Source organism: Pseudoalteromonas sp. SR41-7 (assembly GCF_014163935.1).
GTDB classification, from domain to species: domain Bacteria; phylum Pseudomonadota; class Gammaproteobacteria; order Enterobacterales; family Alteromonadaceae; genus Pseudoalteromonas; species Pseudoalteromonas distincta.
On the sequence record NZ_JACJEF010000007.1, the window covers coordinates 117,637 to 144,134 of the forward strand.

Here is a 26,498-nt window from a genome sequence, read left to right on the forward strand (position 1 = left end):
TTTGTTTATTTGAAGGCTATAAAGCACTCTCTAACTGTGGCAGTACTTCAAATAAATCTGCCACTAAACCGTAATCTGCAACTTGAAAAATAGGTGCGTCAGGGTCTTTATTAATCGCGACGATTACTTTTGAGTCTTTCATACCCGCTAAATGCTGAATAGCACCGCTAATACCTACTGCAATGTATAAATTAGGCGCTACAATTTTACCTGTTTGCCCTACTTGCATGTCGTTAGGTACAAAGCCTGCATCAACTGCTGCACGCGATGCACCAATAGCTGCACCTAGTTTATCGGCAATACCATTAAGTAATGCAAAGTTTTCGCCGTTTTGCATACCGCGACCACCCGATATGACCACACTAGCAGCTGTAAGCTCAGGGCGTTCTGATTCTGTTTGCTCAACACTTACAAAGCTGCTTAATTGCGAATCTGATACTGTATCAATGCTTGTTATAGCAACAGCTGATTGCTCACCTTGTAAATCAAAGCTACTGGCACGTACGGTAATTACTTTTTTACTGTCGAGTGATTTAACCGTGGCGATTGCATTACCTGCATAAATTGGACGTTTAAATGTATCGGCGTCCACTACTGCGATAATTTCAGAAATTTGCGCAACATCTAATAGCGCGGCAACACGTGGCATAAAGTTTTTGCCCGTTGTAGTAGCACTTGCAACAATATGGCTGTAGGTGTCGCTAAGTGATAAAACTAAATCGCTCATGTTCTCAGCTAACTGATGTTCATAAACGCTATTATCGGCAACTAAAACATTAGCTATGCCATCAATGCTTGCAACTTGTGAGCTCATTGCGCTTAAGTTGTTACCTGCTATTAGTACATCAATAGGAAAGCCCATTTTTACTGCAGCGTTAATAGTTTTTGAGGTTTCTGGTTTTAAGGCACCGTTGTCGTGCTCTGCAATTACGAGTGTTTTCATTTAAATCACCTTTGCCTCTGTTTTTAATTTTTCTACAAGCTGTGCAACGTCTTCTACAATAATTCCTGCGGTGCGTTTAGCTGGCTCTTCAACACTTATTAATTGCATACGCGGTGTTAAATCAACACCAAGCGAATCTGCTGCTATTACTTCAAGCGGCTTACGTTTGGCTTTCATAATATTTGGCAGTGATGCATAGCGAGGCTCATTTAAGCGTAAATCAGTTGTAACAACCGCCGGTAAATTAAGTGCTACCGTTTGCAGCCCGCCATCAACTTCGCGAGTTACGTTTACTTTGCCATTTTCAATAGCAACTTTTGATGCAAATGTACCCTGCCCGCGATTAGTTAATGCAGCAAGCATTTGACCTGTTTGATTATTATCTGAGTCAATTGACTGCTTACCTAAAATGACAAGTTCAGGCGTTTCTTGCTCTACAATTTTAGCGAGTAGTTTTGCAATATGAAGTGACTCGAGCTTTTCATCGGTTTCGATGTGAATGGATTTGTCAGCGCCCAATGCTAATGCTGTGCGTAATTGTTCTTGTGATGCTTTTGGACCAATAGTTACGGCAACCACTTCAGTGGCGGTACCGGCTTCTTTAAGGCGAATTGCTTCTTCTATAGCAATCTCACAAAACGGGTTCATTGCCATTTTAACGTTGGTTAAATCAACGTCGCTGTTATCACTTTTAACGCGTGCTTTTACGTTGTAATCAATCACTCTTTTTATTGGTACGAGAACTTTCATAGGAACTCCATAATTATTTAAACCTACAAGGTAACGTGCACGTCAACCTATTTATTTTATGAAATTAGACTACTTCCTGTTGACGTAAACGTCAACCTAAAATAACCTTTAACTATTCACAGTCTGTAACGTTTAATTTGCAAGGTTATAAATAGGCTGTACACCTTATTTAAATGCGTAGTAAACATTCAAATAAGTCCGTCATAGATAAAGAGGTTATTATGGTCGAACGTGAAACCATGGAATTTGATGTAGTAATTGTTGGTGCAGGCCCTGCTGGGCTTTCAAGTGCAATTAAACTCGCGCAATTAGCACAAGAAAAACAACAAGAGTGCATGATTTGCGTAGTCGAAAAAGGTTCTGAAGTAGGTGCACATGTACTCTCTGGTGCTGTTTTTGAAACCAGAGCTTTGGATGAACTACTACCTAATTGGCAAGAGCTTGGCGCACCGGTTACAACCAAAGTAACTGATGATGAAATTTATTGGTTTAATAACGAGCAAAAAGCGACATCAATCCCCCACTTTGCTACACCAAAAACATTTCATAATGATGGTAACTTCATTGTATCTATGGGCAATGTATGTCGATGGCTTGCAGAGCAAGCTGAAAGCTTAGGCGTAGAGATATTTCCAGGATTTAGCGCACACTCTTTAATAATTGAAGATGAAGCAGTAAAAGGCATTATTACTGGCGATATGGGTGTAGACAAAGATGGTAATGAAAAAGACGGTTACATGCCAGGCATGGAGCTTCGTGCAAAATACACTATTTTTGCCGAAGGTTGCCGAGGTCATTTAGGTAAACAACTAATCAATGAGTTTGCACTTGATGCAGATTCATCGCCGCAGCATTACGGTTTAGGCTTTAAAGAAATCTGGCAAATAGATGAAAGTAAACATGAGCTTGGCAAGGTAGTTCATGGTACAGGTTGGCCACTTAGCGGCGATACTAATGGTGGTGCATTTATGTATCACAGTGAAAAAAATCAAGTTGTTGTTGGTTTAATTGTTGATTTAAATTACTCAAACCCACATTTGAGCCCGTTTGATGAGTTTCAGCGAATGAAGCACCATCCAGTATTTAAAAACGTACTTGAAGGCGCTGAACGTATTGCTTACGGTGCGCGTGCTATTGCTAAAGGTGGCTTGCATTCATTACCAAAAATGCATTTTGCTGGTGGTTTACTTGTAGGGTGTGATGCAGGCACACTTAATTTTGCAAAAATTAAAGGTAATCACACCGCAATGAAATCGGGAATGATTGCTGCTGAAGTTATTTTTGAAGCACTGAAAAATGAGTTAGCAAATACCGATTTAACTCATTATCAAACTGCGTTTGAGCAATCGTGGGCATATAAAGAGTTATATCAATCTCGTAACTTTGGCCCTGCTATGCACAAACTCGGTAAATTTTTAGGTGGTGCGTACAATACGCTTGATCAAAACATCTTTAATGGCGCTTTACCCTTTACGTTTAAAGATAATACGCCCGATCACTCTACCCTTGTTGATGCTAACGCCGCTGACAAAATTGCATATCCAAAACCAGATGGACACCTTAGTTTTGATAAACTCTCAAGTGTGTTTTTATCAAATACTAACCACGAAGAATCACAGCCGTGTCATTTAAAGCTTAAAGATGCGTCAATTCCTATTAATGTAAATTTAGTCAAATTTGATGAACCCGCACAACGTTATTGCCCAGCAGGCGTTTACGAAGTACAAGAAATTGCAGGCAATAAAGAGTTTGTTATTAATGCCCAAAACTGTGTGCACTGTAAAACCTGCGATATTAAAGACCCAAGCCAAAACATTACATGGGTAACACCTGAAGGTGCAGGTGGGCCAAATTATCCTAATATGTAACTAAATTATGCGCTGTATAGCTATATAACTACGTTTTTTACATATAAATTATAAACATATCCTAAATTGCAGGGGCTTCGGCCCCTTTTTTACGTTATGCTAATAGTAGTTTTAATAATAAGAGTGTTAATTATGCCGTCGTCAAAAGTTATTTTTCGTTTTTTAGCAGAGCCTACTGATGTTAATTTTGGTGGTAAAGTTCATGGTGGGGCCGTCATGAAGTGGATTGACCAAGCAGGTTATGCGTGCGCTGCAGGTTGGAGTGGTCATTACTGCGTAACTGTTTCGGTTGCGGGTGTTAAATTTAGACGCCCTATTTTAGTGGGTCAAATAGTCGAAGTAGAAGCTAAAATTGCCCATACGGGTAGAAGTAGCATGCAAATATTTATTCAAGTTAGGTGTGGCGATCCAAAAACGCAAAATATGGTTGAAACAAACCATTGTGTTATCAGCTTTATTGCAATGGATGAAACGGGCTACCCAATAGAAGTGCCTTCGTTTAAAGCAGTGACCGATGAAGACATTAAATTAGAAAATTACGCTATAAAAATGAAAGAAATAGCAATTGAAACAGAAAACTTGCTTCATAAAGTCTAATTAGTAATTTAAATAGAGTAAGGCTATGTAAAAAACTCATTATACTTTGTAAAACATACAACTTATTTTAGAGTACACGATTACGCAAAAGTTCACTTTGATTATAAAACACGCTAAACAATGTAAAAACCAATACAAAAGAACCAATTATGGCGTGTTTTTAATCCATTTTAATATTGGCACGCTCGCTGCAAGTAGATAATTGAAGTTTGATTAATGAAATCAAGCATTTGATTATTTTTTGTAAAGGAGCTATTCAATGATTAAAACACTTTCTCTTTCAGCTATTGCACTAGCAACACTGGGTTTTAACTCTGCAGCACACGCTGACATTTCTGATTTCGATTCTCCACGTATTTATACTGGTATCGGTTACGGTCAATATTCTTTTGAATTTGAAGACAGTGACAACGACACTGACTTTGACGACGATGCACAAATGCTTAAAGGCTATATTGGTACTCAGTTTAACGAATACCTAAGCTTAGAACTTGCTTATCAAAACTTTGATGAAGTAAGTGATATAGACAGCAAAGCTGAAATTGATGGCGTATCGCTTGCCGCACGTTTGGGCTACCCAATAACAGAGAGCTTTTCTGTATATGCAAAAGGCGGTTGGCTTGAGTGGGATGCAGATTACACACAAGATTTACCAGTAGGTGGCGTAACAGCGTCTACAGATGGTGGTGATGCATTTTACGGTGCGGGTATTGAATACGCACTTACAACAAATGTACAGTTTCGTTTAGAGTACGAACGCTACAAACTTGATGACGATATTGATCCAGACATGGATGTAGCGTCTGTATCAGTTCAATACATGTTTTAATTAATCTTTAACATGTATCAGAGGGGTAAGCTTATGAGCTTGCCCTTTTTTGTTTTAGGTCCTTTTTAAATATATTAATACAAAATATAAACCACTCAGTCTAATAAGTGATTTTAAACCGCTTGGTCTATAAGCAATAAACTTACTTACACTAATGTCATAAATACTAAATGCAGGTAGAATAGCGCTCTATTTTATTTGTACCCGAGTACTATGAGCGATTATACCATTTCGGCTATTGGCCACATTGAATCTCCTTATAAACAAAAGTTTGCTATACCTAGGCAGCCTCGTTTAGTGCCACAAGCCAAGGCAAAACTTATTTTTGCACCTGATTTTAATCGCGAAGAGTTTGTACGTGGTTTAGATGAATTTACTCATATTTGGTTGTTATTTCGTTTTCATGAAACGGCCGATAAAGGTTATTCTGCTATGGTTCGCCCACCTCGTTTAGGTGGGAATGAGCGAAAAGGTGTATTTGCTACCCGCGCTACATTTAGACCAAACGCGATTGGTATGAGCGCAGTAAAACTTGAAGGTATTGAATATAAAAACGGACAACTTAGTTTATTACTCGCTGGCATTGATTTACTTGATGGCACCCCCATTATCGATATTAAACCGTACTTACCCTATTCAGATGCAATGCTTGACGCCAGTGCTGGCTTTGCAGATACACGCCCAGAAACACAAATGACGGTTGAATTTAGCCCTCAGGCAATTGAGTTTGTTAATGCGCAAACACAATACCCAGATTTACATGATTTTATAGCTAATGTTTTAAAACAAGATCCCCGCCCTGCCTATAAAAAACAAAAAGACGGCGAGCAAAGCTATGGTATGACTTTGTACAATTATAATATTCGCTGGCAAGTCAATGGCGAGCATAACGTAGTAACAATCATAGAAAAAAACTAAATAACTCACTTAGCGCTTTAGTGTAAAAGCATCCGCTGTTAAACTTAAGCTCTATTAAAAGAACATAATTACTCTATTTCGGAAAAAACATGCGTACAAGCCAATATATACTCGCAACACTTAAAGAAACGCCATCAGATGCTGAAATCGTATCGCATCAGTTAATGCTTAGAGCCGGTATGATCCGTCGCGTCGCTTCGGGTTTATACACTTGGTTACCCTCTGGTTTACGTGTGCTACGTAAAGTAGAAAACATTGTACGTGAAGAGATGGATAAAGCAGGTGCTATTGAAATGCTAATGCCTGTAATTCAACCCGCTGATTTGTGGGAAGAGTCTGGCCGTTGGAATGAATTTGGTCCTGAGCTTATGCGCTTCACAGACCGTCATAACCGTACGTTTGCACTTGGTCCAACACACGAAGAAGTAATAACTGATTTCGTACGTAAAGAAATAAGCAGCTACAAGCAGTTACCTGTTACTTTATATCAAGTACAAACTAAAGTACGCGACGAACGTCGCCCTCGCTTTGGTGTGATGCGAGCTCGTGAATTTACAATGAAAGATGCCTACTCTTTTCACTTAAGTGAAGAGTGTTTAGATGCGACTTATCAAGCGATGCACAAAGCATACTGTAACATTTTTGAGCGTTTAGGCCTTGATTACCGCCCTGTACTTGCTGATACTGGGTCTATTGGTGGTAGCTTATCGCACGAGTTTCATGTACTTGCTGAGTCGGGCGAAGATGCCATTGCATTTAGTGATGGCAGTGATTACGCAGCTAATATTGAAAAAGCAGAAGCACTAGCGCCAAACGATCCACGCCCAGAAGCAAGTAAAGAGTTAAAAGCATTCCCTACTCCTGACGCTAAAACAATTAATGAGCTTAAAAAGCACTACGGTGTAAAACCTCATCGCGGTGTTAAAACCTTAATTGTTTACGGTGCACCTGATGAAAACGATGTACGTGGTTTAGTGGCGCTTGTACTTCGTGGCGATCATGATTTAAATGAATTGAAAGCTCAAAAGCACCCATTAGTAGACTCTCCGCTTGAAATGGCAACAGAGGCAGATATTGTTGCTGCTATTGGTGCAAAACCTGGCTCATTAGGCCCTGTGGGCTTATCTATGCCTATTATTGTTGATAGAGCCGCTAATATCCTTGCTGATTTTGTTGCCGGTGCTAATAAAGACGACGAGCATTACAGCGGTATTAACTGGGATCGTGACGTAACTGATTACGAAGTTGCTGATATTCGTAATATTGTTGAAGGCGATATGAGTCCATGTGGCCAAGGCGTTTTACAAATAAAACGCGGTATTGAAGTAGGTCATATATTCCAACTTGGCACTAAATACTCAGAAGCAATGAAAGCGGGCGTATTAAACGAAGGTGGTAAAAACCAAACCATGACCATGGGTTGTTACGGTATTGGTGTTTCACGTATTGTTGCTGCTGCTATTGAGCAAAACAACGATCAATACGGGATCATTTGGCCACAATCAATCGCGCCATTCGATTTAGCGATTGTTCCAATGAACATGCACAAATCACATCGTATTCCTGATATTGCAAATAACCTTTACCAGGGTTTAAAAGATGCAGGTGTTGATGTGTTATTTGATGACCGTAAAGAACGCCCTGGTGTTATGTTTAATGACATGGAGCTAATTGGTGTACCTTACACGCTTGTAATTGGTGAGCGTAACCTTGACGAGAATAAAGTTGAGCTTAAAAACCGCCGCACCGGTGAAAAGCTAATGATTGATATTGATACAGCAATTGATGCAATTAAAGCGGCTGTTAAAGGTTAATAACACGCACGCTCAAAATGGACTAAAAGGCCGCATATAAAATGCGGCCTTTTTTATGCGCGATTAATAGCAATACGTAATAATAGCTGCTCAATGACTCACCTTTCCTAGCTTTGTAGAAATCATTTAATTACGGCCTTGGTATAAATTGTCATGGAGGCTTCGCTAAAGTGTCTCATAAGTGTCATTAGATTTATCTACAGTGTTTAATTATTACACTATGGATGACGGGCATGACAAACAATCAACTGCGTAAAAAACAACATTATCCAGCCATTTGGATATCTGATGTTCATTTAGGTTACAAAGATTGTAAAGCTGATTACTTACTTGATTTTTTAAACTCGGTAGAATCTGACACACTTTATTTAGTGGGTGATATTATTGACTTATGGTCAATGAAGCGACAGTTTTATTGGCACCCTTCTCATTATGAAGTATTAAACTGCATACAAACAAAAGCAGCTAGCGGTACACGTGTCATTTATATTCCCGGTAATCATGATGAAGCGTTTAGAAACTATATAAATCAAACATTATTTGGTGTTGAAATCCACCAGCAGTTTATTCACACCACTAAAGCTAATAAACGGTTTTTGCTTATACACGGCGACGACTTTGATTCAGCGACTCGTTATAACAAACTTGTTAGTATTGCGGGGGATGCAGGATACGACTTTTTATTATTTTTAAATCGCTGGACCAATCGTATACGTAAAATATTTGGTGGTAACTACTACTCGCTTGCATCGTGGATAAAAGCTCGGGTACACAAAGCTCGAGAAGCGATTAGTGCCTTTGAAGATGCCGCAGTTCATGAAGCTAAAAAACAAAACGTAGACGGTATTATTTGTGGACACATTCACCATCCCAAAATTAAAGTGGATGACGGTATTATGTACTGTAACGATGGTGATTGGATTGAGAGCTGTACTGCGCTTGTAGAGCAACAAGATGGAAAGATAGAATTACTACATTGGTCAGATACACAATTTATACTCGATAGCGCAGACATAGCTATTCTTAACACGCCTTTAAATACGTCAACAAATACCAAACCAAAAAAATCAGCTGCTTAGCAGCTGATTTTCAAAACGATTAACTTAACCAAGTAATTAGCTTGTCTTTTAAAGTTTGTGGTTTAATTGGTTTAGTAATGTAGTCGTTCATTCCAGCAGCTAAACAACGCTCTCTATCACCTTCCATCGCACTCGCTGTCATAGCGATAATCGGTATGTGAGTATAATCTACCCCGGCCTTACTATTTCTGATTTCACTTGTTGTATCATAGCCATTTAAATTAGGCATTTGGCAATCCATTAAAATAACATCAAAAGCTTGCTCTTCGTTTTCTCTCAGTGCTTCTAAGGCTTCTATACCGTCTGACGCACAAGTGATTTTTACTTTAGTACGTTTTAATATTGCCTTAGCTACTTCAATGTTTATCATATTATCGTCAACTAATAATACATGATACGCAGATAGGTCAGGCTCTACTTGTTCCTCTTCCAAGCCTTTTGGTGGCGCTATAATGCAATCATTACTGGCACCAAATAAGCTGGCTAACTTATAGCTAAATTGATCTTGGGTAAGCGGTTTATTTAGAATGTGGCTACCCTCAGGTAATATCATTTTAGTCGGTTTATCGGTCACCATGTCGCGTAAAATTAAGACGTACTTTTTATTAAACTGTTTACAATAATCAATAAGGGCATCAATTTGAGGATGCTCATCGTCAATCAATAATAAGTCAGCTTCAAACTCTTTGTGCTCACTAAAGTAGTCAAGTCGTACAATGTTTTCTGCTTTTACTTTGCAGGTTAATAACAATAAGTCGCATACGTTTTTATAAACGTTATCGCGCGCTATTAATGCAGCTACGTTGATACTTGTAGCAAGCTCTATACCTGTGTTTAATTTTTTCTCTTGTGCAACGTGTAGCTCAACCGTTGCGGTAAAGGTACTACCCACGCCCTTTTTACTTATAACTGTAATATTACCACCAATTAACTGAGCAAGTTTTTTACATATAGATAAGCCTAAGCCTGTACCACCAAAATGACGGGTTGTACTTGAATCTTCTTGTGTAAATACTTCAAATAGTTTGTCTATGTTTTCAGGCGCTATACCAATTCCGGTATCTTTTATTGTAAAGCTCATTAATAATTTTGAGTCAGTTATGTACTTAGAACCGACAGTTAAACTTACTTCACCTCGGTGGGTAAATTTAAATGCATTATTAACTAAGTTAATTAAAATTTGTTTAAGTCGATGGCTGTCGCCAATAACCATTCTGTCTACTACATCTTTAGTATCTAAAAATACTTCAAGACCTTTGCGTTGGCCCTGTAAAGCTAAAGAGCTAATCATATCGCTACATACTGTCACAACATCAAATGTATGGTTATCAATATCAAGCTTACCCGCTTCTATTTTCGAAAAATCGAGAATATCGTTAATCAAGTTCATCAGTGAGTTAGCACTGCTATTTGCTAGTTTTAAATAATGGTATTGTTGATCGGTTAAGCCATCTTCTTTGAGCATTTCAAGCATCCCTAGTACGCCATTCATTGGTGTGCGTATTTCGTGAGAGATATTTGCTACAAAGTCACTTTTTGCATGGCTTGCTGCTAATGCTTGGTCAATTGCACGTTCTAGTTCAATGGTCCTTTGTGAAACCTTTAGCTCCAGAGTACTGTTTAACGCTTCGAGCTCTGATTGCGTATTTTTTAATGAGCTAATATTTCTTAAAATAGCCGCTACCTGATAACGGTTATTATATACGTCAAAAATACTACTAAGCGTGATAGAAAAGTATTGTTTGTTGCCATAACCATCTGTGTAGATAGCTTCAAACGGCATTTTTGAACCGTTTGTAATAGTCTCTTGTATACAATTAGTGTCTGCGTCGTTTAAATTAAACAGCGAGACAAAATCAGGATTAGTGCCTGAAATTGAACTACCAAAAACCTCTTTAGCGGTATTATTAAAGTGAACAATTTCGCCGTTTTGCTCAATTGTAAAAATAGCATCCAAAGAATTTTCTATTACTTTATTGTTTTGCTCTTTTAGAGAATTAATTAACAGCTTACGGTTTATAAAGCGTTGGTATAAAAAAGCAATAACTAAAAATATGCTAAAAAATACCACTAACATTGCAATAAAGTTTTGACGTCTCTCATTCACCTTTGCAAACAATGTTTTTGTATCAACACTTACACCAAGCTCTAAAGGTAGCATGGCTATATCACCCTCAAACGAAATTCGTTTTTTTAAAGTGTAAGCCACTGGATAATTACTTATTGGTAAAGTGCCTTGCTCTGTCATGGTGGTTGCAGTAGAGAATTCTTCAGACCATGTTTTAGTTTTATTAAATTCAAAACGGAATCGAAGTTGAGGGTTTGGATGATATAAAAATTCACCTTCATTATTCATAAGGTAAATCTGCGTCCCTTGTGGAGATTCAACTGTTAAATCTTCAAGTAATTTATCCGCAAAGTAATTAGTAACTAATATTGCAAATATTTTATTATTTTCATCAAAAACAGGCTTAGCAACACGAAAAGTGCTTATATAAGGTTCTTGTATCTGTCCATTTTCACGGTTGTAGTTAATTGGAGAAATATAGACACTTTTCTTATCAAGCATGCTTGCTTTGATTATGTAATCGCGTTGACCTTTTTTTTGTAATTGCAGACCTTGCAGTCGATTAATCTCTCCAAGTTGATTTCGGTCAACTCTAACAATCTCTTGCCCACCATCTTCGAGCATAATATAGCGAGCTTGCAAAATACTGTCATCGGTCTGCATAAAACCAGTAAAAATGCTTGCTAAGCGCTCTTGCCAAACATCTATTGGCGTACCAAGAACAGGATCAATTAGTTTATTTTCTTTAGCGCGGGTAATGCCTTGTATTGGTGGTGTAGCATCTAAAAAGCGAATGGCGATAACACTGTCTTTAAGATGTTTTTTTAATGAAAGGCTTTTTGTTTCAAGTTCACGCTTTAATTCTATTTGAGCTGAATTATAAACATCACTTCTTACTTTTTGATCGAACAAATACAGAGATGGTAAAGCTATAAGAACAAATATTATTGTTGCAACGAGCATTAATTTATTATTTTTTGTTACATTCAACAAAATATTTCTTTTTAGCATTTACCTTCACCATAAATTTTTATTGTTATTAGTATAGAGCATTAACGAAAGAATTGGACCATCTAACTAATCAGTTATCGCTATAATTTTTATAATAAAAAGACTAAATCATTAGTTTTATTTAGAGCACAACCCTTATGTGAATTTTAAATGAATGGGTTAAAAAATATTGGCTTACAAAATTAATAAATGAGCTATTTTAACTATTAATCGCTTCAAAGTATAAAAGGTAGCAATTGCTACCTTTTATATATTCTTAAAACCTTTATGTACATTATCTAAATAGCACATCTTCTCTGTTAAACCACTTAACACAAAATGCCAATAGCCCAGCAGCAATGATTGCAGTGGCTAAAAATATTAAGCCTACAAATGTGTAATCAACAGTCCCTTTTACTATTTCTTTAATTGCTAATGCTACGTTTGTAACAGGAATGAATGCTGTTTTAGCAGTTAGTTCCATATTTGGCATTATTGAAATAATAATCGGGAAAAATACGCCCATACTAAGTGGTGCCATATAATTCTGCGCTTCTTTAAACGTGCGAGCATAGATAGATATAGCCAGAGCTAAGGCCGAAAATATAGCTGCAACAGGTAGTAATAGTACAAATATCATTAGTAAATCGGTAACTGCTAATGTACTAAACGCGGCTTTAATAAAATCAAGATCGGCAAATGCGAGCGCCAATGCTATCCAACAGCCCATACTTAAGACGGTTATGGTTGTGGAGGCAATGGATGTAGTTAACAAGGTTATAAATTTACCAAGCACCAGCTCTGTACGCGTAATAGGTGTAAGTAGGAGTGTTTCTAGTGTGCCGCGTTCTTTTTCGCCAGCGCCTAAATCAATAGCGGGATAAGTTGCCCCCATCAATACTAATGGAATAAGTAGGTAAGGTAAAAAACCGCCAATTTTTTCGCCAAGGTTTTCACGTTTATCGGCGGTATCTACTTTTATGACTTCAATTGGATTAAGAATAGATTTTTGAACAGACTCTTCAATACCAAAACTGATTAGCTTTTGAGTTTGCAGCACGTCACTGTATTCTTTTGCGAGCTCTTTAACGCGTTCGAATAAAAAGTTGATAGATTTTGAATCGTTAAAAACAACCTGCCACTGGCTTTGTTTTCCATCGTCCAATGTTTGCACAGCATGACTTGGTAAATAAATACCCATATCAATATCGCCAGCGATTACACCTGCTTTAAGCTCATCTATATTGTTAAAGGTTTTATCCCCTTTATAAAGCTCAAAACTTTTGTGATAAAACACTTTATCTGTAAACTCTTGTGCGTAGTCACCGTTGATTATCGCGTAAGTGTTTACTTTTTGCTCAGCGTCCATTGCAGCTTGCGAGCTTATAAATGCCATTACGGCAAACAATAACGGAAATATAGCAACAGGGAGCGCGACTACAAATAATAGCGTTTTTTTATCGCGTAATAACTCTCTTAATTCCTTTTTAAATACCTCAAACATCATGTTTCTCCGTTAATATATTCATAAACGCTTGATTAAGCTCATCACTATTACCTGCTTGTTTAAACTCTTCTACTGTCCCGTCAAAACAGCTAATACCTTCGTTAATTACAGCGACACGGTCACATAAAAGAGCTACTTCATCTAGATGATGGGTTGAGAAAATAACAGGCGTCCCTTGCGCCTTTAAACCTTTGATAAATTTAATAACGGTTTGTGTTGTCATTATATCAAGACCCGTTGTTGGCTCATCAAGTACCACAACTGCTGGGCGATGAACAACTGCACGCGCTATATTTGCTTTTTGCTTCATACCTGTTGAAAGGTTTTCTGCCCGTTTATCTACAAATTTGTGCATGTCTAGCAATGTAAATAGCTCATCACAACGCGATGCAATATCGCTTTTGTTCATGCCATGAAGCTTTGCAAAATACTCTATGTTTTCTTTTACAGTTAAGCGGCCATACAAACCCGTAGAGCCTGATAAAAATCCAATAGACTTACGGCCCAGTAGCGGTTTTTTTACAATATCGTTTCCAGCAATCGTTATTGAGCCTTCATCGGGCTTTAACGCGGTTGAAATCATTCTCAGTGTCGTCGTTTTTCCCGCACCATTTGGGCCGAGCAATCCAAGTACCTCACCTTTAGCGCAACTAAAACTAACGTCTCGTACTGAGTGAAAGTAGTCTTTATCTTCACGAGGATCGATGTCGTCTATTTTATTTTTTTTGTGATCTTTAGTTAGCTTAAATTTCTTTTTAAGCCCAGCAACTTCTATCATGTTCGCATCCTTCGTTTCGCTCTAAAATAATCTGTATTGTTGTAAAAAGAGTCATCTTTGTTTTCGTCATGCCAGCCTGGCACACCTAATAAAGGCAGTGGTGAAAGCTTTTTGTTATCGGCTAAGCAGTTATCTGTATTAATCATCTCATAAAGGGCTTGGTCAAGGTACTGGTATTGAGTTACTAAATCTTTACAAAATATTTCATTCGGTACACAAACAAATAACGCTTTACCCGTTAAACCTATATAAGGCTTTGTTAGCATTTCATAATTAGCATGACCAAACATAAAAGGTTTTATTGTTTTACCCCACTCATGTTTGTGTTCAACGAATGCAGTTTTCCATTGGTGATCGCAAAGCCACTGCTGCCATTTACTCTCACTTATAGCTAATACAACACCACACTCATCAAAAAGCGTTAGTGCATTACGATGCTTAGTACGCTGTTGCAGTCCATGCTCAGCTATATCTTGCACATGTCTATGGTTTATTAACGCTTTGGTTTTTGGAAATAAACACCATATAAACCCACCAAATAAGTCATGCCAATTTTCACTTCGTGTAGGTACAACACCCGTTTCAAAAATTACTTGCTCGTAATACCGCTCGCCAAAGTCTACCTTTGCATCATCTTCAAAAGTAATAGGAATATTATTCTCATTAATAGCAGTTAAAAATGGAGAAAACCACTGCGGCGCCGGCCAATCTGTTAGTTCGTTAACTTTAAATAGCTCACGTAAATGCGCAAATGCACCTGTTTCTAAACTACTGATTTGCCACTGCTCGGGGGGAGTAAAACGCTTCATTTAAACCTTTAACAATTTATGCCTATAATTTACGAGAAGTTTACCGCAAAAACTGGTTCTACTTAATAGAAGTTAATATACTAATCACAACTTAAAACAAAAAAAGAGCTGACATGAAACATTATTTCTCTCTCACACTCCTCGCTACTGCTGTTTTAGCAGGTTGCGCAACAACAAGTATTACACCTACTGATGTAACAAATGGTTATAACAGTATTCAAGCTGATGAATTGGCTAAACATGTAAAAGTACTCGCATCGGATGAGTTTGGTGGCCGTGCTCCTTCATCACCTGGCGAAAAGCTAACGCTTGATTATTTAACTGCGCAGTTTAAAGCCCTAGGTTTAGAGCCAGGTAATGGCGACAGCTACTTACAAGAAGTTCCACTTGTGTCGCTTGAGGCTGATGCAAACATGGTATTAAGTATTGGTGGTAAAGACTATCAATACAAAAAAGACATGGTTATGGGTAGCAGCCGCATAAGCGCACAAGAAGGCATAGAAAATTCTGAACTTGTATTTGTGGGCTACGGCGTTAACGCACCTGAATACAATTGGAATGATTACGATGGATTAGACGTTAAAGGTAAAACGGTTGTAATGCTGGTTAACGATCCGGGCTTTGCAACAAAAGACCCTACTTTATTTACTGGCGACGCAATGACTTATTACGGTCGTTGGACATACAAATACGAAGAAGCGAGTCGACAAGGTGCCGCTGGTGCAATTATTATTCATGAAACAGCACCTGCTTCTTACCCGTGGTCGGTTGTTGAAAACTCGTGGAGCGGCGAGCAGTTTGGTTTTCAAAAAGAAAACAACAACATGGACCGCGTAGCCGTTGAAGGCTGGGTTACAACTGACGTAGCAAAAGAGCTTTTTACTAAAGCAGGTTTAGATTTTGATACCGTTAAAACAAATGCTGCTAAAAGTGCTTACCATGTTGATATGGGCGATTTAACTGCTTCTGTTAATGTTAAAAATACGATTAAAAAATCAGTGTCGTATAACTTTATTGCCACTTTACCTGGTAGTGAGAAACCAGATGAGCATGTTATTTACTCGGCTCATTGGGATCACTTAGGTACAGATAAAACACGTAAAGGCGATCAAATTTATAACGGTGCTCACGACAATGCAACGGGTACCGCTGGGCTAATTGAAGTAGCTGAAGCGTTTACTAAATTACCAAAGCACCCTAGCCGCTCAATGACATTTTTAGCAGTTACGGCTGAAGAGCAAGGCTTACTAGGTTCTAAGTACTATGCAGCTAACCCAGTGATTGCAGCTAATAAAACAGTCGCTAACATAAATATGGATAGCTTAAATTTATTAGGCAAAGTAAAAGACATGAATGTGGTCGGTATTGGTAAGTCACAAATGGATGAGTTTTTAGCAACTGCAGCTAAAGAGCAAGGCAGAACAATATCAGGCGATCCTAAACCATCATCTGGTGGTTATTACCGCTCTGATCACTTCGCATTTGCTAATATGGGCATTCCAGCCATGTACGCAGGTGGCGGCACAGTCGCAGCTGACGAAGAGACAGCTAATTACCGTAAACGCATGAGTTTAGTACTTCGCGGTTGTTATCATCAACCGTGTGATCGTTACCGTGACGAATGGGATTTATCGGGTGCTGTTCAAGACTTACAATTGTTTTATAAAGTAGGTTTTGATATTTCGGAGCAAGAGCAATGGCCAACGTGGAATGCAAACTCAGAATTTCAACGTAAGTAGCATTGGTTTAACATCGAAAAACTCAAAGAGAGTAATCGATTTAAATAGATGTAAATGATATTGATTATCATTTAATTAAAATATACAGTGTTACTAAGTTTATTTAATTGGTAACACTGTATGATTTTACTCTCTCAAATAGGATTTATTACGCCCGCTTCTAAACGCTTTGTTAGCCAAAATAAACGTTTATTATTACCACTTTTTTTACTGGTATGCTTAGCTGTGCCATCACTTCGTGAAATTACAATAACAGCACTAAGTGATGCTTTTTTTCAAGTTAGCGTATTTGTTGCTGCTACATTATTAATTTATTACTACGCCATAGAGCATTTACCTCAATTAGAGCTTAGTTATTTAAGTGCTAAATCGCCGGTATTAGAAATATTTTTTGCTGCCGTTTTAGGTGCCCTTCCTGGATGTGGTGGTGCAATAATAGTGGTTACCCAGTTTACAAAAGGCCAAGCAAGTTTTGGGGCTATTGTTGCTGTTTTAACAGCTACAATGGGAGATGCCGCATTTTTAATCCTTGCCACTCGCCCTACTGAAGGTTTAACCATAATGGCCATTGGCTTAGTAGTAGGCACGCTTTGTGGTGTTATAGTAAACGCCCTTCATGCAAAAGACTTTTTACGCCCAACAAAGCAAGAACAAAAACACCAAGTTAAAGTATTGCCAACTCGTATAATTAAAATAAGCAAACCCGTTTGGATGTTCGCTATTATTCCAAGCCTCATTATTGCTTTTTTAATTGCATTTAATGTCGACTTTGATCAATTTGGAAAATACACAGGCACAAGTATTAGTATTTTTGGTGCTGCAATGGCGTTATTTACTGTAACTATATGGGCGTATTCTTCTAAAGGTGAAAGCTATAAAGAAGTAACCTCAGAAGACGATGAATGTAATCCACCTTCTAAAATTATTAAAGTACTTCAAGACACACACTTTGTGACCGCATGGGTAGTGGCATCGTTTATGTTGTTTGAGATTTTAGTAAATATTGCAGGGCTTGATTTAAAAAACTGGTTTGCACATTATGCTTATTTAGCCCCACTTATTGCTGTGGTGATTGGTTTTTTACCAGGTTGTGGTCCGCAAATAATTGTTACTACGTTATATATTCAGGGGATCATTCCATTTAGCGCATTAACTGCTAATGCAATATCTAACGATGGTGATGCGTTATTTCCTGCAATTGCAATGGCACCCAAAGCGGCTGTAATTGCGACTGTGTATACATCTATTCCTGCTTTGGCCGTTGGCTATGGCCTTTACTTTTTAAGTTAAAATTGCCATAAACAAAAAAGCTCAGCTATTGCTGAGCTTTTAGGATGTTAACTTATTTTATTTATACGGCTGCTGGCTCTGCAGCTAGTTCTTTTGGATTTGGGCCATAATCGTTCTCACCTTCATGTGAGTTTTGTGCAAGAAAAACAATTAAAACAATCCAACCAATTACTGGCACTAACCAAAGTAACTGCCACCAGCCTGAACGACCAGTATCATGAAGGCGACGTGCACCAGCACTTAAGCCAGGAATTAATAGCGCTAAGCTATAAATAGAGCCAATGAACATTGTACCTAGTACACCATCAATCGCATTACAAACTACCGAAAAAATGAAGTTAAATAATACAAACATCCAATATGCTTTACGACGATTACGGCCTGAAAAATCCGCGTAGCTGCGAAGCGCGTTCATATAATGTTCCATGAAATTTCCTTAGTGTTATTTTTTTATATTCCCTAACGGGGTTAACTTTATTACTTTTTAGTAACACATGTATCTTAAATAAAAACAGACTCATTTAAAACAAAAAACCAGCAAATTGCTGGTTTTTTTATTAGGGCGTGTTGACCTTTGCGGATTGTAATTTGTTCAATCTAGGGGCGATTTAATCGCGGCGCGAGGTTTGTAACCTAGTGGGCTAAGTAAAAACCGAGCAACAAAGAGTTTATCGCCCCTAGGCAGAACCCGAAGGGCAGCGCATGTTTGGCTTTTATGCTGCGTTATCGCCTACTTATGGGGAGTAACCACACTTCATAGGCTCTGCCTTGCCTAAAAACCAAACATACTGCTGCAAATTCAATCATCAAAGATCAACACGCCCTAGGTTTAAACAATTATATTATTAACTCATTGCCATCATCATTGCCGATGGGTTTTCTAAGTACGATTTCCATAGGTTATTAAAGCGTGCAATAGTGCCGCCATCAATAACGCGATGATCGCCAGACCAACTCACTTGCATAATAGCTTTACTCACAACTTGGCCACTTTCATCAAAACGCGGTAAGTGCTGCAGTTTACCCAATGCAACAATAGCCACTTCTGGTTTATTAATGATGGGGGTTGCGATAGTGCCGCCAATTGCACCAATATTAGAGATGCTAATCGTCCCTCCTTTTAAATCATCCGGTGCAACACGCCCTTCTCGCGCAGAATGAGTTAAGCGGGTTAAATCATTAGCCACATCAACAACACTCTTACTCTGGCACGACTTAATATTAGGCACTAACAAGCCAATTTTTGAATCAACCGCTATACCAATATTATGATCGTTATAATAGGTAAGCTCTGAGCAATCATCATTCACTTTTGAATTCAGTACAGGGTACTCTTTCATTGCTAGCGAGAGTGCTTTTACAAAAAATGGCATCATGGTGAGCTTAACGCCTTGTGCTTTGTACTGCTCTTTTAAGGAGCTTCGCAAAGCTATAAGCTGTGTTAAGTCGATTTCATCACTAAAAGTAAAGTGCGGAATAGTTGAAACCGAAGCCACCATTTGCTTGGCCATGGCCGCTTTAATGCCTTTAATTTGCTCTACTCGTACGCCACCGCTTTGATTCTGTGTTTGGTTTTGTACTGCACTTTGAGAAGCATCGCTATTAAGCGGTGAAGTATCAATAGTATTTGGCACTTCGCCTTTTACAAACTCTTCAATATCTTGCTTGTAAATACGTCCATTTTTTCCACTACCTGGTACGCACGTTAAATCAACATCTAGCTCACGTGCTTTACGACGAACTGCAGGCGACGCCACCGCTTTTTGATTGATAACCTTTGCAGCTTGCTGCGTTTTAACAGAGGCAACTTTTTCAGCGACGGCATTAGTTTGAGCCTTTACGACCGCTTGGTTTATATCAACATTTGGCTTTACTGCACTGCCTGCAATTGTCATTTGAAACAACGGGCTATGTACTTTTGCTATTTCACCTTTTTGGTAATATAGTTTTTTTACTGTGCCTGTATATTTTGCCGGAATTTGTACTAATGCTTTGTCGGTCATTACGTCACAAACCGCTTGGTCTTCTTCTATTTCATCGCCTTCTGCGACTAACCAATCAACAATCTCACATTCGACAATACCTTCACCAATATCTGGTAGTATAAAGTCCTCAACTACATCAGATGCATTGTTATTAGTTTGATTTTCAGCTTGAACTGGCTCTTCTACTACTTCATTACTCGTACTATCACCAGTTACATCCATAGCAAATAAAGGAGCATGTACTTTAGCAATTTCACCTTTTTGATAATATAGCTTTGTAATAATGCCATCATGCACTGCCGGAATTTGTACTAATGCTTTGTCTGTCATCACATCACAAATTGGCTGATCCTCAGATACGGTATCACCCTCTTGAACTAGCCACTCAACAACTTCGCATTCAACAATGCCTTCACCAATATCGGGTAATATAAAATCTTTCGCCATGGTAACCCCTAAAAATCCATTGATTGTTTAATTGCAGCCAACACTTTTAGTGCGTCCGGTACGTATTCTTTTTCAAGTGCCAACGGGTATGGTGTATCTAGACCACATACACGTAAAATTGGCGACTCTAAATGCAAGAAACACTCTTGTTGTATTGTTGCTGCTATCTCGGCACCAAAGCCATTAGTTATAGGCGCTTCATGGCTCACGATTAAACGGCCGGTTTTAATAACCGATTTAGCAATCGTTTCAACATCCCATGGTAAAATACTACGAAGATCTATTACTTCACAGCTTATACCTTGCTCGCTTGCTTGCTGTGCTACCTCTTCAATAATCTCCATTTGAGCACCCCACGCTAAAAGCGTAATATCGGTACCCTCTTGTACTACTTCAGCCGTGCCTAATTCAATACTATAATCTTCTTCTGGCACTTCGCCTGTTGATGCACGATATAAACGCTTAGGCTCAAAAAATATGACAGGGTTATCATCTTTAATAGAGGCACGTAATAAACCCTTAGCTTGATAAGGGTTACGCGGTACAACCACTTTTAAGCCCGGTGTATGTGCAAAATAAGCTTCGGGTGATTGCGAGTGATATAAGCCACCAGCAATACCACCGCCATAAGGCGTACGAATAGTTAAGTTACCTACATTAAATTCATTACCACTGCGATAACGAAATTTAGCGGCTTCATTTACTATTTGATCAAACGCTGGGAAAATATAATCAGCAAATTGAATTTCTGCCAATGCAGGCGCACCAAATGCCGCTAAACCATTAGCAAAGCCTAAAATACCTTGTTCGGTTAAAGGCGTATTAAAAACGCGATGCTTACCGTACTTTTCTTGCAAACCTGATGTTGCTCTAAATACACCACCGAAGTAACCAACATCTTCGCCAAAAATACAGGCTTGAGGGTGTTCGTTCATCGTAATATCGAGGGCAGAGTTAATTGCGTGGAGCATGTTCATTTTAGCCATTACTTAATTCTCCCTGCAGTTACTGGGTAAGCATCTGGATGCTGTTTTATATGTTCTTTTAATTGCTCGTACTGACGTTGCAATAATGGAATTGGTGTATCGTAAACGTCAGATACCAATTCTTCTAAAGCGGGCTTGTCAACAACTTCAGCACGCTTAAGCGCTGCTAAAATTTCTTCACGAATCGACTCTTTTGCTTTTATATCGTCTTCTTCGTTTAACCAATCTTGCTTGACCAACCATTTTCTAAATTTATCAATAGGACAGATTTGATTATTTGCCTCTTCATCTTTAGAGCGATAACCACTGGGATCGTCTGATGTAGAATGCGCGCCTAATCGATAAGCAATCGATTCAATAAGTACAGGCTCACCTTGTGTTGAGGCTATTTCGCGTGCTTTTTTGGTCGCTGCATACACAGCAAGTGCATCTGTGCCATCAACACGAATTGTTTTAATACCATAACCTACACCACGCGACGCAATACCATCGCCTTTAAACTGTTCATCAGCAGGGGTAGATATGGCATAGCCGTTATTACGTGCAAAAAATATAACCGGCGCTTTGTGAACAGCCGCCATATTTAAGCCCGCATGAAAGTCACCTTCTGATGCAGCACCTTCACCAAAGTAACAAATAGTCACGTTATCAATTGTGCTTGCAAGCTCACCTGTTTTAGCGTCGATATGCTTTATTTTTTGACCATATGCATAACCTGTGGCCTGTGGTATTTGCGTACCCAGTGGCGATGAAATCGTCATGTAGTTTAGCGCTTTAGAGCCATAATGTATTGGCATTTGGCGACCTTTACCTAAATCCAATTCATTTGAGAACATTTGGTTCATAAATTGATCAAGCGTAAAACCACGATAATGTAGTGCAGCTTGTTCACGATATTGAGCCATGATCATATCGTCTTGATCAAGTGCAGCAGCAGAGGCTGTAACTGCGGCTTCTTCGCCTAGGCATTGCATATAAAAACTAACACGACCTTGGCGCTGCGCGCCTTGCATACGTTCATCTAACAAACGTATAAAACGCATTGTTTCATATAACTTAATAGCGGTATGTTTTGAAATATCAGGTGCGGTTGCACTAGGATGAATGTCGCCGTCCTCAGTTAAAATACTAAGGGTTGGAATATTAAGTGCTTGGCCATCAATAAATTCAAGCTCGTGGTTAATATTCAGCGATACGTTATTTGGATTACTCATAACCTACCTTCTTTTGTTGTCGGTAAAACAGTGCCCCTTTAAATTATTATTGTGGGTGATTGTTGCTGGTTAAACTTTGCAACATCTGCACTATCTTTAATTAAAGCTGCCAACACTTTACGTTAACGTAAAGTGTTATTCAACACATCTGGGACGAAACAAAAGCAAATACAAGTTAAATAAGTGGCAAGTTAACGATACGGTTACTTTAATTAATAGTAATCATATAGTTAACTTGAAGCTACCAGTGGTCTGATGAGTTTAATTAGACGAAATTGCTATCAATATCCATTGGAATAACAGTAAGCAGTGCTCTTTGACCTAATGCTACGCTCGCATTTGGAAATATAATAGCCTCACCTTCAACGTCAGCGTAAATCGCTGTATCACCGTCGGTTGCAAGTAGTTCACCTTTCGCAAAGCCAGTAAAGTTCTCAGCATCATCAGAAAAAGGAAAACTAAAATCATCCTTTGTTCTATTAATTGTGCGGTGCACTGCAAATAACTCAAACTCACTTGCATTAAAATCAGGGTATTTAACTTCATTTTGGCTAATTAATGCAGTTAATGTTTGCTTTGTTTTTTCAAAGCGGGCCATATCATTTTGGCCAAATGGCTTAACCTGACCCAGCTCTACCGTAAACGAGTCTGCACCATGAACAAACGACGAATAATAGCTAAACGTTGTTGCGGGTGATTTCATCATAAGTACGGTATTTACACCACAGCTCAATAAAAATTGTAACTGTGACTTTTTCCATGGCTTACCATGTAAAAATGGATACACAGCAAATTTTTCGTTTTTAGAGCCTCTAATTGCAGTGTGTAAGTCGTAATGACATCGGCTACTGCCTTGCTGGCCACGGGCATAAAAGTCACTTACGTATTGCTCAAGCTTTGCAGCGCGGTTTCGTTCATTATTCATTGGTACACCTTCAACTGTATGGTGACCATTAAATAATCTATTTAAGTTTTCTTCTACAAAACGCAGGCCAATATTAATTGATTGTGGATTACCATAAATAAATAAAACACGCTGCTTAAGGACTAGCTCACCTTTTATAATTTGTTTAATGAGCGTATCACAAATTTCAATTGGCGCAGTTTCGTTACCGTGTACAGCGCTTGAATAAATTACATCTTTGCTTGTTTTAACAGCAGGTTGAAACTCAATTACACCGGTATCGTGTATATTTACACGAGTTCCATTATCTAAAACAAATTCACCTGCATCTAAATGCCATTCGTTGTCACGACTAAGCGTTAAAAAATCGCCCGTTTGTTTTAATTCATTTAAGTAAGATGGATTGGCTGACATGTAATAAGCCCTTTAAAAATAATGTGAGAGTAAACTCTTATGCATATATATGCATAAGGTAGAGGTATAGAAACAAAAACGGCTGAATAAATCAGCCGTTTTAAAATTATTAGATTAAGTTAGCTTATAACTGAATCTACAAGCTTTTTAGCTTCTTTTTCAAGTAACGCTAAATGCTCTTCACCTTTAAATGATTCAAGGTATATTTTATAAATATCTTCAGTACCTGATGGACGCGCTGCAAACCAGCCATTTTCAGTGACCACTTTTAAACCACCAATTGCCGCATCGTTACCTGGTGCATGAGTCAGTTTTTGCAAAATAGGTTCACCAGCAAGTGTATCTGCTTTAACATCAGAAGCACTTAATGCTTTTAAACGTGACTTTTGGCCGCTTGAGGCCGGTGCATCAAGGCGTTTATAAATTGGAGAACCAAACTCTTGTTCTAGTTCTTTATAAAGCGCTGATGGAGTTTTACCTGTTACTGCAAGTATTTCTGCAGCAAGTAGTCCCATAATAAAGCCGTCTTTATCTGTACACCATAAAGAGCCATCAAAACGTAAGAATGCAGCACCTGCGCTTTCTTCGCCACCAAATGCAAGCTTGCCTTTGCTTAAGCCTTCAACAAACCATTTAAAGCCTACGGGTACTTCTTTTACTTTTCGATTATTGCGCGCTGCTACTTTATCGATCATAGAGCTAGAAACCAGTGTTTTACCAATCTCTACTGTTTCATTCCAATCACGGTGTTTAAGTAAGTAATCAATTGCCACTGCTAAAAAGTGGTTTGGATTCATTAAACCATCTGGCGTTACAATACCGTGGCGATCGTAGTCAGGGTCGTTACCAATAGACACATCAAAGTCATCTTTTAATGCAATAAGGTTTGCCATTGAATAAGGTGATGAACAATCCATACGAATTTTGCCATCTTTATCAAGTGGCATAAAAGCAAAACGTGGGTCAACAACATCATTAACGACGGTTAAATCTAAATTATATTTTTTAGCAATAACAGGCCAAAAATTAATACCTGAACCACCTAGTGGATCGATACCAATTTTGATACCTGCATCGCTAACGGCTTTTAAATTAACGATATTTGCTAAATCATCAATATAAGGAGTCATTAAATCTTCGTAGCGAATAAAGCCTGAACGTGAAGCTTTAGCGAATGGGAATAACTCAACTTCAACCAAGTCTTCTAATAAAAGTTGATTTGCTCTGTCTTCAATCCACTTAGTGACGTCGGTATCAGCAGGTCCGCCATTAGGTGGATTGTATTTAAAGCCACCATCTTCAGGAGGGTTATGTGAAGGCGTAACAACAATCCCGTCTGCAAGCTCATTTGGGTGCAGCTTGTTATGGCTAACTATGGCGTGGCTGATAACTGGCGTTGGTGTAAAGTCACCGTTTTCTTGCGTTATCACTTGCACTTCGTTAGCAACTAAAACTTCAATAGCTGAATTAAATGCAGCCTCACTCAGTGCGTGTGTGTCTTTACCTAAAAATAACGGACCAAAAATATCATTTTGTTTTCTATAATCACAAATAGCCTGAGTAATCGCTAAAATGTGTGACTCGTTAAATTTAACATCGTAAGAACAACCACGGTGGCCTGATGTACCAAAAGCAACACAATGCTCTGGATTTTGTTCAAGATCAGGTTCGTTTAAGTAATACGCAGATACTAATTTAGGTACGTTAACCAGTGCTGATTGTGGAGCAGTTTTGCCTGCGCCTGAGTGAATAGCCATTATATTTCCTTACAGGTAATCGCGAATTTTTTCAGCTTGCTCTGCACTATATCCAAGGCAAAGAGCAACTTCATGAAGCATCATTTTTTTACGCGTTGTATTAGAATTTGTCATAACCCAATATTCACTATCAGTTATGTTTTTAGGGTTCATACTACTACCGCTATTTACTAAGGCTTCTTTACTAGTAGCAAAGTAAACACGGTCACGCCCTTTAATATCTAGTACAGCCGAAAAATCAGTTTTATGTGTGCGGTAAAATGCACTTAAAATAAACAAAAAGCGCCCAACAACACCCTTCTGCATTGCCAGCTCTTCTTTATTTAATACATTAAAAACATTATCGCTTTTTTGCTTCACGGGTGCGTGAGCTACAGGCGTTTGTTTTTTTGCAGTCTCAGCAGCAGGTAGCTCTGAGCTTTTTAATGTGGCGGTAGACGTAGTCGCAGTTTGATTATTTTGAGTTAGTTCTACGTTTGCGGTTTGAATTTTTTCGCCGCTCAGATTTAATAAACGACGTAAAATAGTGGATGCACTTTCACCAATACTTTGCGTATTGCTTGCAATATACTGATATAACTCGTCGTCTATGTCGATTTGTTTCATGTTCTTCCTGTCATTACGGGTCACATTTTTTTCTCCCGTGTGATTATACCCAAACCAATCAGAAATGCGAGTTACAACAAGCACTCCCGTAAACATATTAATATTTACTAGATTGTTGTTGATTTAACAAACAAAAGCCCAATTTAATAAATAGTCGCTGTATTTTTTGCTTTTTAGAGCAATGCTCGGCAAACTATGGCGAAATT

Annotated in this window: 21 protein-coding genes; 8 read left to right on the forward strand and 13 right to left on the reverse strand. The window is 38.4% G+C overall.

Annotation, left to right across the window (positions count from 1 at the left end; translation table 11 throughout):
* Positions 1 to 16: 16 nt before the first annotated feature.
* On the reverse strand, positions 17 to 943 hold the full coding sequence (locus tag H5092_RS11710; RefSeq protein ID WP_182692832.1) for an electron transfer flavoprotein subunit alpha/FixB family protein: 927 nt from the start codon (positions 941 to 943) through the stop codon (positions 17 to 19).
* On the reverse strand, positions 944 to 1,693 hold the full coding sequence (locus H5092_RS11715) for an electron transfer flavoprotein subunit beta/FixA family protein (protein ID WP_182733555.1): 750 nt from the start codon (positions 1,691 to 1,693) through the stop codon (positions 944 to 946).
* A gap of 221 nt (positions 1,694 to 1,914) precedes the next feature.
* On the opposite strand from H5092_RS11715, the gene H5092_RS11720 reads away from it, so the two are divergent.
* The 6 genes from H5092_RS11720 (at position 1,915) to H5092_RS11745 (ending at position 8,798) form a co-directional block, all read left to right on the forward strand.
* Positions 1,915 to 3,561 (forward strand): electron transfer flavoprotein-ubiquinone oxidoreductase, encoded by a 1,647-nt coding sequence (locus H5092_RS11720; protein WP_182733556.1) that lies wholly within the window; start codon positions 1,915 to 1,917, stop codon positions 3,559 to 3,561.
* Between the two features lie 132 nt (positions 3,562 to 3,693).
* Entirely contained in the window at positions 3,694 to 4,158 is a 465-nt protein-coding gene (locus tag H5092_RS11725; protein WP_024596822.1) for an acyl-CoA thioesterase, read from the forward strand.
* Positions 4,159 to 4,417: 259 nt separating this feature from the next.
* Positions 4,418 to 4,987 carry an outer membrane beta-barrel protein gene (locus H5092_RS11730; RefSeq protein WP_002961225.1) on the forward strand — a complete coding sequence of 190 codons (570 nt, stop codon included), beginning with the start codon at positions 4,418 to 4,420 and terminating at the stop codon, positions 4,985 to 4,987.
* Between the two features lie 213 nt (positions 4,988 to 5,200).
* Positions 5,201 to 5,905 (forward strand): tRNA (N6-threonylcarbamoyladenosine(37)-N6)-methyltransferase TrmO, encoded by a 705-nt coding sequence (tsaA, locus tag H5092_RS11735; RefSeq protein WP_024596821.1) that lies wholly within the window; start codon positions 5,201 to 5,203, stop codon positions 5,903 to 5,905.
* Between the two features lie 89 nt (positions 5,906 to 5,994).
* The gene (locus H5092_RS11740) at positions 5,995 to 7,719 is read left to right on the forward strand and encodes a proline--tRNA ligase (RefSeq protein ID WP_182733557.1); all 1,725 of its coding nucleotides are present in this window, start codon (positions 5,995 to 5,997) and stop codon (positions 7,717 to 7,719) included.
* Between the two features lie 233 nt (positions 7,720 to 7,952).
* Complete coding sequence (locus H5092_RS11745; protein WP_024596856.1) at positions 7,953 to 8,798, forward strand: UDP-2,3-diacylglucosamine diphosphatase; 846 nt, start codon at positions 7,953 to 7,955, stop codon at positions 8,796 to 8,798.
* 19 nt (positions 8,799 to 8,817) lie between these two features.
* Here H5092_RS11745 and H5092_RS11750 read toward each other — a convergent pair whose 3' ends face one another.
* The 4 genes from H5092_RS11750 to H5092_RS11765 form a co-directional block, all read right to left on the reverse strand.
* Positions 8,818 to 11,877 (reverse strand): ATP-binding protein, encoded by a 3,060-nt coding sequence (locus tag H5092_RS11750; protein WP_182733558.1) that lies wholly within the window; start codon positions 11,875 to 11,877, stop codon positions 8,818 to 8,820.
* Between the two features lie 274 nt (positions 11,878 to 12,151).
* Entirely contained in the window at positions 12,152 to 13,360 is a 1,209-nt protein-coding gene (locus H5092_RS11755) for an ABC transporter permease (protein ID WP_182681438.1), read from the reverse strand.
* Positions 13,353 to 14,141: an ABC transporter ATP-binding protein gene (locus H5092_RS11760; protein ID WP_024596859.1), complete on the reverse strand. Its 789-nt coding sequence runs from the start codon at positions 14,139 to 14,141 to the stop codon at positions 13,353 to 13,355. Before H5092_RS11760 ends, H5092_RS11755 begins: the two co-directional genes overlap by 8 nt.
* Positions 14,138 to 14,950 (reverse strand): DUF3025 domain-containing protein, encoded by an 813-nt coding sequence (locus H5092_RS11765; protein WP_096793172.1) that lies wholly within the window; start codon positions 14,948 to 14,950, stop codon positions 14,138 to 14,140. The genes H5092_RS11760 and H5092_RS11765 overlap by 4 nt, the downstream gene beginning before the upstream one ends.
* 113 nt (positions 14,951 to 15,063) lie before the next feature.
* Here H5092_RS11765 and H5092_RS11770 point away from each other — a divergent pair, with 113 nt between their 5' ends.
* On the forward strand, positions 15,064 to 16,689 hold the full coding sequence (locus H5092_RS11770; RefSeq protein ID WP_182724432.1) for a M28 family metallopeptidase: 1,626 nt from the start codon (positions 15,064 to 15,066) through the stop codon (positions 16,687 to 16,689).
* A gap of 120 nt (positions 16,690 to 16,809) precedes the next feature.
* Positions 16,810 to 17,979, forward strand: a complete 1,170-nt coding sequence (locus H5092_RS11775) for a putative manganese transporter (RefSeq protein ID WP_182733559.1) — start codon at positions 16,810 to 16,812, stop codon at positions 17,977 to 17,979.
* A gap of 61 nt (positions 17,980 to 18,040) precedes the next feature.
* Here the strand turns inward: H5092_RS11775 and H5092_RS11780 are convergent, their stop codons facing one another.
* The 7 genes from H5092_RS11780 to seqA all read right to left on the reverse strand — a co-directional run bounded on the left by H5092_RS11780 (position 18,041) and on the right by seqA (position 26,292).
* Positions 18,041 to 18,406 (reverse strand): DUF805 domain-containing protein, encoded by a 366-nt coding sequence (locus H5092_RS11780; protein WP_165723473.1) that lies wholly within the window; start codon positions 18,404 to 18,406, stop codon positions 18,041 to 18,043.
* 418 nt (positions 18,407 to 18,824) lie between these two features.
* Positions 18,825 to 20,411, reverse strand: coding sequence for a dihydrolipoyllysine-residue acetyltransferase (locus H5092_RS11785; protein ID WP_182733560.1), 1,587 nt, complete (start codon positions 20,409 to 20,411; stop codon positions 18,825 to 18,827).
* 8 nt (positions 20,412 to 20,419) lie between these two features.
* Positions 20,420 to 21,397 carry an alpha-ketoacid dehydrogenase subunit beta gene (locus tag H5092_RS11790; RefSeq protein ID WP_182733561.1) on the reverse strand — a complete coding sequence of 326 codons (978 nt, stop codon included), beginning with the start codon at positions 21,395 to 21,397 and terminating at the stop codon, positions 20,420 to 20,422.
* Entirely contained in the window at positions 21,397 to 22,611 is a 1,215-nt protein-coding gene (locus H5092_RS11795; RefSeq protein WP_182671603.1) for a thiamine pyrophosphate-dependent dehydrogenase E1 component subunit alpha, read from the reverse strand. The genes H5092_RS11790 and H5092_RS11795 overlap by 1 nt, the downstream gene beginning before the upstream one ends.
* A gap of 265 nt (positions 22,612 to 22,876) precedes the next feature.
* Positions 22,877 to 23,929 (reverse strand): succinylglutamate desuccinylase, encoded by a 1,053-nt coding sequence (gene astE / locus H5092_RS11800; protein ID WP_182733562.1) that lies wholly within the window; start codon positions 23,927 to 23,929, stop codon positions 22,877 to 22,879.
* A gap of 119 nt (positions 23,930 to 24,048) precedes the next feature.
* A complete protein-coding gene (pgm, locus tag H5092_RS11805) occupies positions 24,049 to 25,686 on the reverse strand; it encodes a phosphoglucomutase (alpha-D-glucose-1,6-bisphosphate-dependent) (protein WP_182733563.1) in 1,638 nt (545 codons plus the stop codon).
* 9 nt (positions 25,687 to 25,695) lie between these two features.
* A complete protein-coding gene (gene seqA / locus H5092_RS11810; protein ID WP_182711206.1) occupies positions 25,696 to 26,292 on the reverse strand; it encodes a replication initiation negative regulator SeqA in 597 nt (198 codons plus the stop codon).
* Positions 26,293 to 26,498: the final 206 nt, after the last annotated feature.